Origin of the sequence: Accumulibacter sp. (assembly GCF_029255285.1) — a bacterium.
Lineage (GTDB): Bacteria > Pseudomonadota > Gammaproteobacteria > Burkholderiales > Rhodocyclaceae > Accumulibacter.
This window is the reverse complement of the sequence record NZ_JAPUVI010000067.1, coordinates 1-13,240: the sequence shown is the minus strand read 5'-3', so window position 1 is coordinate 13,240 and position 13,240 is coordinate 1. Positions and strand designations below refer to the sequence as shown.

General features: G+C 61.6%; 13 protein-coding genes. 8 read left to right on the top strand and 5 right to left on the bottom strand.

The annotated features are described in order from the left end of the window. The first annotated feature begins 65 nt into the window (after positions 1-65). Genes mltG through Q1M07_RS08350 form a run of 6 tightly spaced genes read left to right on the top strand, consistent with a single transcriptional unit; the run spans position 66 to position 4,575 of the window. On the top strand, positions 66-1,067 hold the full coding sequence (gene mltG, locus Q1M07_RS08375) for an endolytic transglycosylase MltG (RefSeq protein ID WP_300452930.1): 1,002 nt from the start codon (positions 66-68) through the stop codon (positions 1,065-1,067). Continuing rightward, complete coding sequence (tmk, locus tag Q1M07_RS08370) at positions 1,067-1,699, top strand: dTMP kinase (RefSeq protein WP_300452928.1); 633 nt, start codon at positions 1,067-1,069, stop codon at positions 1,697-1,699. Before mltG ends, tmk begins: the two co-directional genes overlap by 1 nt. Continuing rightward, a complete protein-coding gene (gene holB / locus Q1M07_RS08365) occupies positions 1,696-2,739 on the top strand; it encodes a DNA polymerase III subunit delta' (RefSeq protein ID WP_300452926.1) in 1,044 nt (347 codons plus the stop codon). Before tmk ends, holB begins: the two co-directional genes overlap by 4 nt. Before the next feature lie 6 nt (positions 2,740-2,745). Further along, a complete protein-coding gene (locus Q1M07_RS08360; RefSeq protein WP_300452924.1) occupies positions 2,746-3,120 on the top strand; it encodes a PilZ domain-containing protein in 375 nt (124 codons plus the stop codon). Between the two features lie 10 nt (positions 3,121-3,130). Then, positions 3,131-3,913 (top strand): TatD family hydrolase, encoded by a 783-nt coding sequence (locus Q1M07_RS08355; RefSeq protein WP_300452922.1) that lies wholly within the window; start codon positions 3,131-3,133, stop codon positions 3,911-3,913. Continuing rightward, a complete protein-coding gene (locus Q1M07_RS08350) occupies positions 3,910-4,575 on the top strand; it encodes an ankyrin repeat domain-containing protein (protein WP_300452921.1) in 666 nt (221 codons plus the stop codon). The genes Q1M07_RS08355 and Q1M07_RS08350 overlap by 4 nt, the downstream gene beginning before the upstream one ends. On the opposite strand, the gene Q1M07_RS08345 is transcribed toward Q1M07_RS08350, so the two are convergent. From Q1M07_RS08345 to paaX, 5 genes are all read right to left on the bottom strand, one after another. Beyond that, the gene (locus tag Q1M07_RS08345; RefSeq protein ID WP_300452920.1) at positions 4,567-5,994 is read right to left on the bottom strand and encodes a 3'-5' exonuclease family protein; all 1,428 of its coding nucleotides are present in this window, start codon (positions 5,992-5,994) and stop codon (positions 4,567-4,569) included. The genes Q1M07_RS08350 and Q1M07_RS08345 overlap by 9 nt on opposite strands. Before the next feature lie 45 nt (positions 5,995-6,039). Further along, entirely contained in the window at positions 6,040-6,924 is an 885-nt protein-coding gene (locus Q1M07_RS08340; RefSeq protein WP_300452918.1) for an alpha/beta hydrolase, read from the bottom strand. 166 nt (positions 6,925-7,090) lie between these two features. Further along, positions 7,091-9,202 (bottom strand): carboxy terminal-processing peptidase, encoded by a 2,112-nt coding sequence (locus Q1M07_RS08335; RefSeq protein ID WP_300452916.1) that lies wholly within the window; start codon positions 9,200-9,202, stop codon positions 7,091-7,093. A 130-nt stretch (positions 9,203-9,332) separates the two neighbouring features. Continuing rightward, entirely contained in the window at positions 9,333-9,947 is a 615-nt protein-coding gene (gene paaY, locus Q1M07_RS08330; RefSeq protein WP_300452913.1) for a phenylacetic acid degradation protein PaaY, read from the bottom strand. 145 nt (positions 9,948-10,092) lie between these two features. Next, on the bottom strand, positions 10,093-11,046 hold the full coding sequence (gene paaX / locus Q1M07_RS08325; protein ID WP_300452911.1) for a phenylacetic acid degradation operon negative regulatory protein PaaX: 954 nt from the start codon (positions 11,044-11,046) through the stop codon (positions 10,093-10,095). Positions 11,047-11,742: 696 nt separating this feature from the next. Between paaX and paaI the strand changes: the two genes are divergently transcribed. Next, positions 11,743-12,270, top strand: coding sequence for a hydroxyphenylacetyl-CoA thioesterase PaaI (gene paaI, locus Q1M07_RS08320; protein ID WP_300452908.1), 528 nt, complete (start codon positions 11,743-11,745; stop codon positions 12,268-12,270). A 532-nt stretch (positions 12,271-12,802) separates the two neighbouring features. After that, positions 12,803-13,240 (top strand): transporter substrate-binding protein (locus Q1M07_RS08315; RefSeq protein ID WP_300452906.1); only part of this gene is annotated, 438 nt, incomplete at its 3' end.

Here is a 13,240-nt window from a genome sequence, read left to right as displayed (position 1 = left end):
GCTATTATAGAGCGACTCGCCATTCCCCCGTCCCCGCCCCACAGCCCACCGGCTGTGCCGGACCGATGCGCCAACGCTTCCGAAACCTCCTCCTGCTCGCTGTTGCCGGACTTACGCTGCCTGTGGCGAGTTTCGCCTGGCTGGCGCTCTGGCCGATCAATTTGCCGCGCACGCAACTGGAGTTCACGATCGCGCCGGGCAGCGGCCTGCGCTTGGCGGCCAGCGAAATCGCCAGTGCCGGCGCCGAAGTCGAACCCTGGAAGTTGATTCTGCTCGGAAAGCTGATGCGTGTCGAGGCGTCGATCAAAGCCGGAAGCTATCTGATTGCACACGGCATCACGCCGCTCGACTTGTTGCGCAAACTGACTCGGGGTGACGTCACGCAGGCCGAGCTGGTATTCATCGAAGGCTGGACTTTCCGTCAGATGCGTGAGCGACTCGATGCTCATCCCGACCTTCGTCACGACACCGCCGGCTTGCCGGAGGCAGACATCATGCGCCTGCTCGGCAGGTCGCGGGATACCGCGGAGGGTGAGTTCTTTCCTGATACCTATCTATTTGCCAAGCGCAGCAGCGATGTCGAGTTGCTGGCCCGAGCGCACCAGGCGATGCGGCGGCATCTGGAGCATGAGTGGCAGGCGAGGGCAGAAGGACTTCCGTATCGTGACGCCTACGACGCGCTGATCATGGCGTCTATCGTCGAGAAGGAAACCGGGCGCGACGAAGATAGGGCAGAGATTGCCGGGGTATTCGTCAATCGCTTGCGGCGAGGGATGCTCTTGCAGACCGACCCGACCGTGATCTATGGTTTGGGCGAACGCTTCGACGGCAAGCTGTACAAACGCGATCTGCTGGCGGATTCCCCCTACAACACCTATGCGCGCGCTGGTTTGCCACCAACACCGATTGCCATGCCCGGTCTGGCGTCCTTGCAGGCGGCGCTGCATCCGGCACCCACCGAGGCATTGTATTTTGTCGCGCGCGGGGACGGTAGCACTCATTTTTCACGCACGCTCGACGAACATCGACGGGCTGTTGTGCGGTACCAGAAAGGCGGGAAGTCTTGATGGCTGGCGAGAGCAGGCGACGCGGCAAGTTCATTACCTTCGAAGGCATCGACGGTGCCGGCAAGAGCAGCCATCTTGCGGCGACGGCTGATTTCCTTAACGCGCGTGGCCTGCCAGTACTGACCACCCGAGAACCCGGCGGTACGCCGCTGGGAGAAAAACTGCGCGGGCTGTTGCTACACGAAGCCATGCATCTGGAAACCGAAGCGCTGCTGATGTTTGCCGCCCGCCGCGAGCACCTGGCACGCTTCATCGAGCCGGCTCTTGAACGTGGCGACTGGGTCATCTGCGACCGCTTCAGCGACGCCACCTATGCCTATCAATGCGGCGGACGCGGTCTGGCGAGCCGCAAGTTTCTTCAACTCGAGCGGTGGGTGCATGCCCGCCTCCAACCTGATTTGACACTTCTCTTGGATCTCCCGTCGTCGACGGCGGGTCGAAGAATCGCCGCACAAACGCGCGAGCTCGATCGTTTTGAACGGGAGCGCGCCGACTTTCACGAGCGTGTGCGCCAAGCCTACCTGCAGCGTGCGCGCGCTCAACCGCAGCGCATCCAGATGGTCGATGCCGATCAGCCGCCGGAAACGGTCAAGAAATTGATCGAGGATTGTATCTTAAGATACTGTTTATGAATGTTATTGAATTGCACAGCCAAGTGTGGTCGGAGCTCGTGTCGAGGCGGGCGCAACTGCCGCATGCGCTTCTGATCTCTGGTCAGCGCGGAATTGGCAAGTTCGACCTCGCCCGTTGCTTCGCCGAGTCGCTGCTCTGTGAACGAGTCACGGTGGAGGCCAGGGCCTGCGGTAGTTGCCCCGCTTGCGTCTGGCTGGCCCAGGGTAATCATCCGGACCTGCGCTTGTTGCAGCCGAGCGCGCTGGGTGAGGAGGAGGAGGGGGGCCAAGCGGTCTACTCCGAACCCGGCAAGAAGAAACCAAGCCAACAGATTACGATCGACCAGGTGCGCGCGCTCGACGACTTTCTCCATCTCGGAACCCACCGCCACGGGGCACGGTTGGTCTTGCTCAACCCAGCCGAAGCGATGAACCGCGCGACCGCGAACGCACTTCTTAAATCTCTTGAGGAACCAATCGCAAACACATTATTTATTTTGATTTCCAGCGAACCGTATCGCTTGTTGCCAACCATTCGCAGTCGCTGCCAGTCGGTCTTGGTGCGAAGGCCTTTACGAAGTCGCGCGCTGCCTTGGTTGCATGCCGCCGGAGTCCACGTGGCGGCGGAAGACTGGCTTGCGCTTGCCGGCGGTTCGCCGCGCCTGGCGCTTGAACTCGCCGGCCGTGGCGAACGTGTGCTGCTCGACGCCCTGCTCGCCCAGTTCGCGTCTTCCGATCGTCCCGACCCGCTGGCCGCCGCCGCCGTTGTCGATCGGCTGGTCAAGGCGGAGAAACGGCCAAACGCGCTAGGGCGGACGCTCGATTGGGCGCAGAAATGGCTCTTCGACCTCACCCTGGCGAGCGAGGGTTTGCCGCCGCGTTACTTTCTGGCCCAGGCACCGCTCTTGCAGCGACTGGCGCAGACGACCGATACCGGCCGCCTCTTGGCATTCGACCGAAAGGCGATACAATACCGGCGCCAGTGCGAACAACCCGTGAATAGCCGCCTGTTTCTCGAGGATTTTTTTCTGAGTTACGCGAGTCTCTTCCGAACTTCCTGAGGCGACATGCCAGAAGCCGACCACTCCAAACCCGCGGCGGCGCCACGCCCGACCGTCCTGTCGCTGAACATCAATTCGAAGTCGGCGCTGTATGCGGCGTTCATGCCGCTGCTGCGTAACGGCGGCATCTTCGTTCCGACGACCCGCCACTATGCGCTGGGCGATGAAGTCTTCATGCTTTTGTCGTTGATGGATGACCCGGCGAAGCTGCCGATCGCTGGTACGGTGGTCTGGATCACGCCGGCCGGCGCTCAGAACAACAAGGCACAGGGGATTGGCGTTCACTTCAAGAACGACGAAGCCGGCGTCGAAGCACGGCGCCGGATCGAAGGTCTCCTCGGCGGAGTGATGCAGTCGGGCCGCCCGACACATACCATTTGACGGCCTCTTGATGCTGGTCGATTCGCACTGTCACCTGGACTTTCCGGAGTTCTCCGAAACCGTGCCGCAGGTCGTCGAGTTGATGCTCGGCAACGGCGTGGGTTGCGCCGTGTGCATCGGCGTCACGCTCGAGGATTCGCCACGCGTCCTGGCGCTGGCCGAAGCTTGGCCATCGCTGTTGGCCTCGATTGGTGTCCATCCGGCGGCGACCGATGTACGCGAGCCGACGACCGCCGATCTCGTCAGGCTCGCGCAACACCCGCGGGTAATCGCGGTCGGCGAAACGGGACTCGACTATTACTGGCACAAGGACGCGCCCGAGTGGCAACGCGAGCGTTTTCGCACTCACATTCGCGCCGCCCGTCAGCTTGGCAAGCCACTAGTAGTACACACCCGCGACGCCGCGGCCGACACCTTGCGGCTACTGGTCGAGGAGAGCGCTGCGGAGGTCGGCGGCATCATGCACTGTTTCACCGAGACGTGGCAGGTCGCCGAAGCGGCGCTCGACCAGGGATTCTACATTTCCCTATCGGGCATCGTCACCTTCCGGAAGGCACTCATCGTCCGGGAAGTGGCACAGCGTGTTCCGCTCGACCGATTGCTCGTCGAGACCGACTCTCCCTATCTGGCTCCGGTTCCTTTCCGCGGAAAAACCAATCAACCAGGTTACGTGAAGTATGTCGCCGAAGAGATCGCGCGACTGCGTGGCCTGAGCTATCACGAAGTGGTTGACGCAACGACGGAGAATTTTTTTCGCCTGTTTCCCGAAGCTCTGACGAAAGTTGCCCAATGAACAAGATTCTCTCTCTGCTGTTTGCCTTGCTCGTACCCTTCGCCGCCTGGGGCGGCATTTACGAGGACATGGAGGAAGCGCTGATCTCGGCCGATACGTCGTGGGCGATCCAGTTGATCAACCGCGGCATGGACGTCAATTCGGTCGACGCGGCGGGCAATACGCTGCTGATGCAAACGGTAAATCGCGACAACAAGGAGTTCTTTGATTTCCTGCTGAAGCGCCGGGCGCGGATCAATACCCGCAATCGCAATGGCGAGACCGCGCTCAGCCTGGCGGCTTACCGGGGCAAACTGTATTTCGTCCAGCGTTTGGTAGAAAGCGGTGCCGATGTCAATCTCTATGGCTGGCCACCGCTGATCTATGCCGCTTTCAATGGCCACACAGCAGTTGCCGAGTATCTCTTGACAAAGGGCGCGGAGGTGAACGCGACGACCGAAAACGGCTCGACGGCCTTGCTCTTTGCGGCACGTTTCGGGCATATCGAGGTCGTCGAACTGCTGCTGCGCCACAAGGCCGATCCAAACGTTGTCAATGAACGAGGTGCCTCGGCGATTGACTGGGCACTCAAGACCGACAACACTGATATCGCGGAACTGCTGCACAAAGCTGGTGGGCGAGCTGCCAGCGAGTTGTCGGCGGCCCGTTCGCCATCACGTTGAAAAATTGGGCAGAGGGCGAATGCCGACCTTTCCTGCCTGCAGAGCCCGACGGATGATGCGGTAGACATCGGGGTCGAAGCGGCGGCAGCCACTGTTTCCGTCGGCCAGGATTGCTTGCAGGGCCTCTTCGCTGTTCACGGTGGCGAGGTGGCGCCAACGGTCGATCAAGTGAATATCCTCGCGCATGCCGAAGTCGTCGCGTTCGAGCAGTGCGATCGGGCCGCGGTAGGGCCATGGTTTCAGTTTGAACTTGGCCATTGCGGTCAGCAAACGCGTGCCGTGCAAGGCGGCGGCTTCCCTTCCGATACACGCACCACGACACTTTTTCTGCCGGTAGGCGGTGCACGGTTGGCCATTGGCCGTTTCTTCCAGCCCCAACTGCTGGTGACACAAGCCGTGAGCGTCGGCCAAGCGGCGCAAGGCGTGCAAAGCTTCGCGCCGATTCGCGTACAGACCGAAGACATCGTCGGCCAGCGCGAGGTCGACCTCGTCGGCAAAAATGACTTGCGGTCGGAAGTCACCTCGTTCGCCTTGCCGGAGCTGCCACGAACAGAGTTCGTCAAGCCTCTCTGGCGACCGGGGATGAGGCCCGGATTCGGCAATTGAACGATTTAGTTCAATCTCATGCAGGCGGGCGCCCAGCTCACCGGCGGCGTCGCGCCACTCGATACGTGAGATGCGGCGGATCAAGTCGGTCTCGCGAGTGGTGGCGGAAAAATGCGCCAGGACCTGTTGCCGGATATTGCCGCTCCGCCTGAGCAGCAAGGGTTTTCCGTCGCCTCCATAGAACGCGTAGGCACCCGCTGCTTCGGGCAAATCGTCGAATACGGCCGCATCGATCTGCGGTGGCAGTTCGGGACGTCCGACGATCGCTGCGGCCGCGTCGCGCATCACATCGCCGGTGAATTGCTGATGCCAGCACTGCCACAGTTCCCATAGCAGGCGCGCGTCAGCAAGAGCACGATGGCGATTGCCGTCGACCTTAAGACCATGGCGGACGACCAGCGTATCGAGGTTGTGCCGATGGTGTTCGGGAAAGAGCTTGCGCGAGAGTTTGACGGTGCATAGCGTCGGCACCCGGAACTCGAGGCCAAGCCGCTTGAACTCGCAACGCAGGAAACCGTAGTCGAAGCGGGCGTTGTGGGCGATCAACAAGCGTCCCCGCAGTTTCTCCAGCAAGACCGGTGCGAGTTGACGAAATGTCGGTGCGTCGCCAAGCATGGCATCGTCGATGCCCGTGAGCCGGGTGATGAAAGCGGAGATCGAAGTCTCAGGATTGACCAGGACGCTCCATTCGCGTACTCCGTTGGCGTCTACTTCGATCAGCCCGACTTCGATGATCCGGTCGTTGGCCAAATTGGCTCCGCTGGTTTCGAGATCGACGAAAACCAGCGGTTCGGCGACGAAAACAGCGTTCATCGATCTCGATCAATGGCGCCGCGGCGGATCTGCCGTCGGCGCTGTTCAGCGCTCCGCACGTCGCGCGACGGCGGCAATCGCGTCCGCGAACTCCTCGGTCAGGGCCAGAGGAAGGTCATGTCCGAGCCCCTCGATGACGCGGATCTCGGCGCCGGGAATGTGGGCCGCGACGTCGTAACCACAGGCGACGGGAATCAAGGGATCGTCAGCGCCATGCAGGACCAGCGTTGGCGCCGTAATCGTCTGGAGCAGTTCGCGGCGATGATCGCTGGCGAGAAAAGCCGCCAGTTGTCGTGCCACGCCGCGCGGGTGGTAGCCACGCTCGTGTTCGGCATTGAACGAGTCCAGCAGGCGCTGCGGGCAACTCGGATAGCTCGGACTGGCGACCGCTAAGAAACGCCTAATCGCATCCTCGATCAGGCTTTCCTTGTCGCGTTTCTCAGGCAGTGGAGCAAACAGGGCGCGCGAAGCTTCAGGCGTCGGCGGTGGTAGGTCGGGATGGCCACTGGTGGTCATCAGGCAGGTCAGCGACAACACACGCTGTGGGTACAGCGCGGAAAGGATCTGGGCGATCGCGCCGCCCATCGAAGCACCGACCACATGTGCTCGCTCTATGGCCAATGCGTCGAGCAGGCCAATACAGTCGGCCGCCATGTCTTGTAGCGTGTAAGGTGCGTCGACCGGCCGCCCGGTACGCAGCGCCTTGCCGATGTCCGGCACACCGAGTTCGTCGAGCTTGGTTGACAAACCGCAGTCGCGGTTGTCGAAACGGATCACGCGAAATCCACGGTCGACCAACGCCGTACAGAGTTCGATGTTCCAGCGACCCAGTTGTGCGCCGAGTCCCATGATCAGCAGAATCGCCGGCGCGGACGCGTCGCCGAAGATCTCGTATTCGATTTGCAGCTTGTTGGCAGTAACCTGTGGCATAGAAAGGCAAGATAGAAGTTGGAAGTGGAAGTTTAGTGACCGGCCGTGCCGCTTGGCAAATCTACCACCGAATTGGCCTGAGGAGCGTGGGAAACTGTATTCTATTATTACGCATAATTTGTATTATGTAAACTACTGGAAACAGAAGCTGAGGGGCAACTCCTTCTCAACGTGTCCGGGTTGCGGCCGGGTTGGCCAGTGGCAACACCTGCGCCGCCAACCGGCTATCTGCTTTGAGCAGGCCGATCTCGTCGCCGAGAATGTGGGCACTTTCGATCAGCAGTACATCTTTTGCCTTCTTGCGCTCTTTCTCTTCGGCCAGATCGACACTCAACGAACGTTCGCTGGCAAGCAAGCCATCGTCCTGGCGGGCGGATTTCCGGAGCGCGGCGTCGTTCTTGCCGGCACGCAACTTCTGCCTCGCCTCCAGCCTGTCCCGTTCGGTACGACGGTCCGCTTCATTGAGCGAAATCTCGTTCAGTTGGCGCTGAGCGTTGAACTCGGCAACGTCTTCGAGCAAATACTGGAAGTCTTTGCTCTTTGCTGCGCGCGCCTCGTGCCTGGCGCGCAGAACCGGCAGGAGCGCGCTCACCCGTCCAGCGGGTACAAACTCCGCTGCCTTGATCTGCGTCCAGGGCAGCGCGTTTTCGGAACTCGACTCACCGAACTCGTCGGGGTCGCTGGTACTCGGAAAGACAATGTCCGGCACGACGCCGCGCAATTGGGTGGTACCGCCATTGATGCGGAAGAACTGGGCAATGGTCATTTTCAGTTCACCCAGTGGCGCCTTCTCGTCCTTCGCCACCTGGTTGAGATCGACGACGCTCTGCACCGTCCCCTTACCATAACTCGTTTCGCCGAGGACCAAACCGCGACCGTAGTCCTGAATCGCCGCCGCGACGATCTCCGATGCCGACGCCGAGCGACGATTGATCAGCACCGCCAGTGGGCCGCTCCACGCGACGCCGCTGTACCTGTCGTACTCGACCCGCACCTGCCCCTGCGCGTTGCGTTGCTGGACGACCGGGCCGCGATCGATGAACAAGCCTGTCAAGTCGACGGCTTCGCCCAGCGAGCCACCGCCATTGTCACGCAAATCGAGGAGAACACCATCTACCTTCTCCTTCTTCAACTCGGCCAGCAGACGCGAGACATCGCGGGTGGCGCTCTTGTAGTCCGGATCACCTTTGCGGCGGGCGTCGAAGTCTTCGTAGAAAGTCGGTAGCGAAATGACACCGATGCGGCGCTTTGCTGTGCCATCCCGCGTCTCGATGATCGACTTGCTGGCTGCTTGAGCGGCGATATTGATCTTTGCGCGGGTCAGAGAGATCAAGGTCGGCTTGCCGTCGGGGCCAGTATTGGCCGGCAAGACGGAGAGTACGACCGTGGTGTTCTTTTCCCCGCGGATCAGTGCGACGACATCGTCAAGGCGCCAGCCGAGTACATCGGTGAGTGGTGCCCGGATTCCCTGACCGACCCCGACGATCCGGTCGCCGACCTTGAGCTTCCCCGACACGGCAGCCGGCCCACCGGGAACGAGTTCACGCACCGTCGTATACTCGTCGCGCTCCTGCAGCACGGCACCAATGCCGACCAACGAAAGTCGCATCGAGATACCGAAATCTTCGGCCGCGCGCACGCCGAGGTAGCTGGTGTGCGGGTCCATGGCCGTCGAATAGGCGTTCATGAAGGTCTGGAAAACGTCCTCGCTTTTGATCTTGGTGTTGCGAGCCAGATACTGCTCGTAGCGCTTGTCCAGGGTCGTGCGGATGGCCTCCTCGTCCTTGCCGGCCAGCTTGAGCCGTAACCAGTCGTTCTTCACGCGCTTGCGCCACAGATCACGAATTTCCTCTTCATTTCTTGCCCAGGACGCCTTCTTGCGAGAGTACGGGTAGCTTTCCTTCAGGCTGAAGTCGGGTCTTTGCTTCAGCAACTCGCGGGCGTAAGCGATCCGCTCCGCGAGCCGCTGCCGCTGCAGGTTGAACATGGCAAACGGAACGCTCAGGTCCTGCCGGAGAATCGCGTCATCCAGCCGGCTGCGGGCACCGGCAAAGCGGTCGATGTCGGACCGGACAAAGAAGATCTTCTCGCCATCCAGTGATTCCAGGTAGTTGCTAAAAATCTTCTCCGACATCGCGTCGTCCAGTGGTGCCGCCCTGTAGTGGTAGCGCGAAAGTATCTGCGCCGACCAAAGCGCCGACTGCGCTTGCGATGGCAACGGCTCGACCGTTTGCAGCTCGTACGCCCAAGCCTGGATGGCGAGCAGCCAGGCAAGCAAGAGCGGCAGTAAGTTTCTTGCCCTCCACCTCCTACGGGATTTTAGACCACGAGCCGCCGGCCGCTGCTCCAGGGGCTCTGGCTGATCACGCGCACTGCCGAGCTGGGTGCTCAGTCGTTTGGTCATCGGCTTAGGACTGCTTCTTAAGTTCGATCAGCGGCAACACACCGGGTAGATCGAAACGTTTACGATTTGGTTCCACGGCGGACAGTGGAGCCGTTTCGACCAGAGTCGCCAGCGAGCGCCGGGTAAGCTCCTGATAGGTCAGCGTTCCTTCCTTCTTCCAGGCAATCTCCTGCTCGCTCAGGGAGCGGATGACCTTGGCCGGCACGCCGGCGACCAGCGAGCAGGGAGGTATTTCGAGTCCGGCTTTGACGAATGCACAGGCCGCGACGATGGACGATTCGCCCAGCACGGCATTGTCCATGATCACGGCGTTCATTCCGACCAGTGCGTTACGACCGATACGGCAGCCATGCAACACCGCGCCGTGACCGATATGGCCATCCTCCTCGATTACCGTGTCCGTACCAGGGAAGCCGTGCATGACGCAAGTATCCTGCACATTGACCCCGCGCTCGAGAATCAGACGACCGAAGTCACCGCGCAGGCTGGCGCAAGGTCCGACATAGCACCCCGGTCCGACGATAACGTCGCCGATCAGAACCGCCGACGGATGAACGTAGGCGGCCGGATCAATGACCGGGACAATACCGTCGATGGCGTAAACATGTGGGCGGCTCATGCTGAAACTCCTTGCGGGGCAGATGTCGTGTCGTGTCTGAAAAGTGGCCTGCCGCAGCGACCGATTCTGTCATTCTACGGAAAGCGCCGTGGCGGAAGACAGTTTTTATGTCCACCGGCAGACTCGGTTGCTTGCCAGGACGCTGCTACAGCGCGGTCAGCGGGTCGTCAGGCTGAAAGCGGGTGCGGAACGTCGGGTCTGGCGATGGGCAAGTTCCGTCAGCGGTACATAGAAAACGGTCGAGATAGCGCTCGGAAGGCGGCATCAGGCGTCGATAGAGCGCCTTACACAGTAGACGCGCGCTTTCGCCCGGCCAGCCGTCGGGCAGCAAGGCCTCGGGCAACTCGGGGTCGCGCAGCAGGAGGCGGCGATAATCGTGAATCAGCAACAGGCGGATCAGAAAAGCGTCTTCCTCGTCTACGGCGACTTGCTGTCCGCCGCGCAACTGCTCCAGCACCGGAGTGTACACGGCGACGAATTCGTCGTACGCACCCGCCAGCTCGCGCAGATCCCAGGCCCGCGACACGAAGTCGGCATTGCCGGCCGCCATCCCGGCGAGATTCACATCGGCCGCCAGGAGGGGCAACAAATCTGCCAAGACGCCGCCCAGGCCCTCGGCCATCAGGGCGTCGATCACGGCCGACCAATCCGCTCCCGGATGGACAAAGCACGCCTCATCGAGAGCGCCGAAGCCTTGCCAGAAAAGCGCGCGTCGAAGCGCGTTGCGGTCCTGCGGGGCGAGCGGAGCCAGGACGAGAATCAATCGCCAGCGATGATCCCAGCGCGGTGCATGAGCAGCATAGATCTGCCTCGCCGCATCCTCGCAGCGACGCTTCCCGGAAGGCGTCAACAAATAGTCGCTACGCCGGCCGAGAGTTTCCGAGAACAACCACTCATCCTTGGCAAGGCGAAAAACCGAAGTGCGCACCAAGCGCTCGCTAATGCCCAGGGGCTGCAGCAGGCGAATCAGACTACCCAGCCACACACGGCCACCGCGCGGCAGGATCAAATCGCCAAACAACGAAATGATCAAGGAAGCGGCATGTACCCGCTTCTGGCTGCTGAAGCTCTCGATGCGCGCACGCGTGGGTGGACTCATGGGCAAGCAGTTCGCCACTCGTTGTCCAGCGAGACGATGTGCCCGTTCACTGCCTACTGTTGCCGACTCGGTGCGCCGCAGGGAGACAGCCCATCAGCCGCGGGTCCAAGCGCGCATTGCCGCGCTCGCCGCCCGAGGCGACGGGCGTTCTGTGCCCACGGCCCGGGATTCAACCGCGAGGCGAAGCGACGGCCACCCGGCCGGTTTCTGATACTTGCACCACCGACCACACCTACTCCCTGTTTAGTCTCTCTCTTCCGCCAGCGGAGGATCGCTCGGCTACCCCGCGCCCCACGGTCGTCCCACAGCGCCGGGTCCGCCGGCTTGGCAGGAGGATCCTACCGCTTACGGCCACGTCGCCATTTCCTTCCCTTCCGCTGTCGCCAGGCGGCCGTCCCTTTCTGGCGGCCTATTTTACTACCGGCCACGGGTCGGCGATACGGATCGTGTCCCGTCGGGTAGCAACGGAAGCAACACTCCTGCCACCGGCGATACAGTGGCTTTCTTGATACGCCTGTTGACAGCAACGGCCATCGTTTGTAATGCTTTTCGGGCGTTGCCAAGGCTTGTAGACTCGTAGCTGCGCACTATTTGCACCGCGAGCACCGTCCCGGTCCGGGTCTATCGGCCCCGACACTGGAGCTACGTCCGCCCTCCTCCCTTAACTTGCGCCAGATTTTTCCGAAAAGAGCTTTTATGCCTGAAACGACCCCTATTGCTTCCGATGACGCCGCTGCGCTCCAGCTTGCCGAACTAACGGCACAGGCGATGTACAGTCGCGACGCGGCGATCAAACTGATCGGCGTGCGCCTGGTCAGCGTCCGTCCCGGTCACTCGCTGATGACCATGATCGTTCGACCGGACATGGTCAATGGACACCATATCTGCCATGGCGGCTACCTGTTCACTCTGGCCGACACGGCGTTCGCCTATGCCTGTAACAGCTACAACCGCAACACGGTTGCCTCGGCGTGCCACATCGACTTTCTGACGCCAGCCCGCGAAGGCGAATTGCTCGAGGCTGAATGCGTCGAACGATCGCTCGCCGGCCGTACCGGTGTCTATGACACGACCATCCGCAATAGTGAGCGCAAGGTGATTGCGCTCTTCCGCGGCAAGTCGTATCGCATTTCTGGGGAAGTCATCGCCGGCCTGGAAGCCGAGGAGAAACGACCCGCCTCGGCCAGCCCACCGGAAAGCGAGGTCGAGGGCAATCCGCAGTGATGAGTAGCCGCGCCGGACGTTCACTCCGGCGCGGGCGCTGGCCGGATGTCGCGCTCGCTCCGTCCAGCGCGCACCCTTGACCCTCTTCAGGACGGCCACCCGAACGCCCTTTGCCTTCGCCTCGTCGAACGTCGGCCGGCATCCGCCCTCCCCCCAACTCGTTGCCGACGCGCCGACGCCGCTCATTGCCATTCCTGCCGCTCGACATTAGACCTCGCTGAAAGTCGAGTGCGCACCCCGCAGCGGCACTGGCATGCACCGTGTCGCCGGCACCCGCGGCCACGCTCGGGCGGGCACCCGAACGCTGCCTGGAAACAGTGCCTTCAGCTTGCCTGATCCTGGTGCGATACATTGGTGCTCGCCCCACCTTGGTGCGGAGAAGGCCAGGAGAGCCCGTGAATAGCCGGCTGCAGATCGATCAAGGAGCGGCGGCCGGCGCATTTTCCCAACCTCTTCGTGTTTGGCACGCCGCTTGCTTTGTTCTCCTCGGAGAAGATTTCTTCCCGCTTCCTAACCCTCCAGGAGACAACAAATGGTACGTCGCAATTTCATGAAGACGCTCTCGGCGGTGGCCGTAACGGCGGCTTTCGGCCTCAACTCGCTGAGCGCCCTGGCCGCCGAGACGATCAAGGTCGGTGTTCTGCATTCGCTTTCCGGCACCATGGCGATTTCCGAGACGGCGCTCAAGGAGACCGTCCTGATGGCGATCGACGAGATCAACAGCAAGGGCGGAGTGCTCGGCAAGAAACTCGAGCCGGTGGTCGTCGACCCGGCCTCCAACTGGCCGCTGTTCGCCGAAAAGGCGCGCCAGCTTCTCAGCAAGGACAAGGTCGCGGTGACTTTCGGCTGCTGGACCTCGGTGTCGCGCAAGTCGGTTCTGCCGGTCTACAAGGAACTCAACGGCCTGCTCTTCTACCCGGTGCAGTACGAAGGCGAGGAACTCGAGTACAACGTCTTCTACACCGGCGCG

Bases quoted from the DNA above. Each gene is read 5' to 3' on its own strand.
- mltG (WP_300452930.1), top strand. From the start codon at position 66: ATGCGCCAACGCTTCCGAAACCTCCTCCTGCTCGCTGTTGCCGGACTT.
- tmk (WP_300452928.1), top strand. From the start codon at position 1,067: ATGGCTGGCGAGAGCAGGCGACGCGGCAAGTTCATTACCTTCGAAGGC.
- holB (WP_300452926.1), top strand. From the start codon at position 1,696: ATGAATGTTATTGAATTGCACAGCCAAGTGTGGTCGGAGCTCGTGTCG.
- Q1M07_RS08360 (WP_300452924.1), top strand. From the start codon at position 2,746: ATGCCAGAAGCCGACCACTCCAAACCCGCGGCGGCGCCACGCCCGACC.
- Q1M07_RS08355 (WP_300452922.1), top strand. From the start codon at position 3,131: ATGCTGGTCGATTCGCACTGTCACCTGGACTTTCCGGAGTTCTCCGAA.
- Q1M07_RS08350 (WP_300452921.1), top strand. From the start codon at position 3,910: ATGAACAAGATTCTCTCTCTGCTGTTTGCCTTGCTCGTACCCTTCGCC.
- Q1M07_RS08345 (WP_300452920.1), bottom strand. From the start codon at position 5,994: ATGAACGCTGTTTTCGTCGCCGAACCGCTGGTTTTCGTCGATCTCGAA.
- Q1M07_RS08340 (WP_300452918.1), bottom strand. From the start codon at position 6,924: ATGCCACAGGTTACTGCCAACAAGCTGCAAATCGAATACGAGATCTTC.
- paaY (WP_300452913.1), bottom strand. From the start codon at position 9,947: ATGAGCCGCCCACATGTTTACGCCATCGACGGTATTGTCCCGGTCATT.
- paaX (WP_300452911.1), bottom strand. From the start codon at position 11,046: ATGAGTCCACCCACGCGTGCGCGCATCGAGAGCTTCAGCAGCCAGAAG.
- paaI (WP_300452908.1), top strand. From the start codon at position 11,743: ATGCCTGAAACGACCCCTATTGCTTCCGATGACGCCGCTGCGCTCCAG.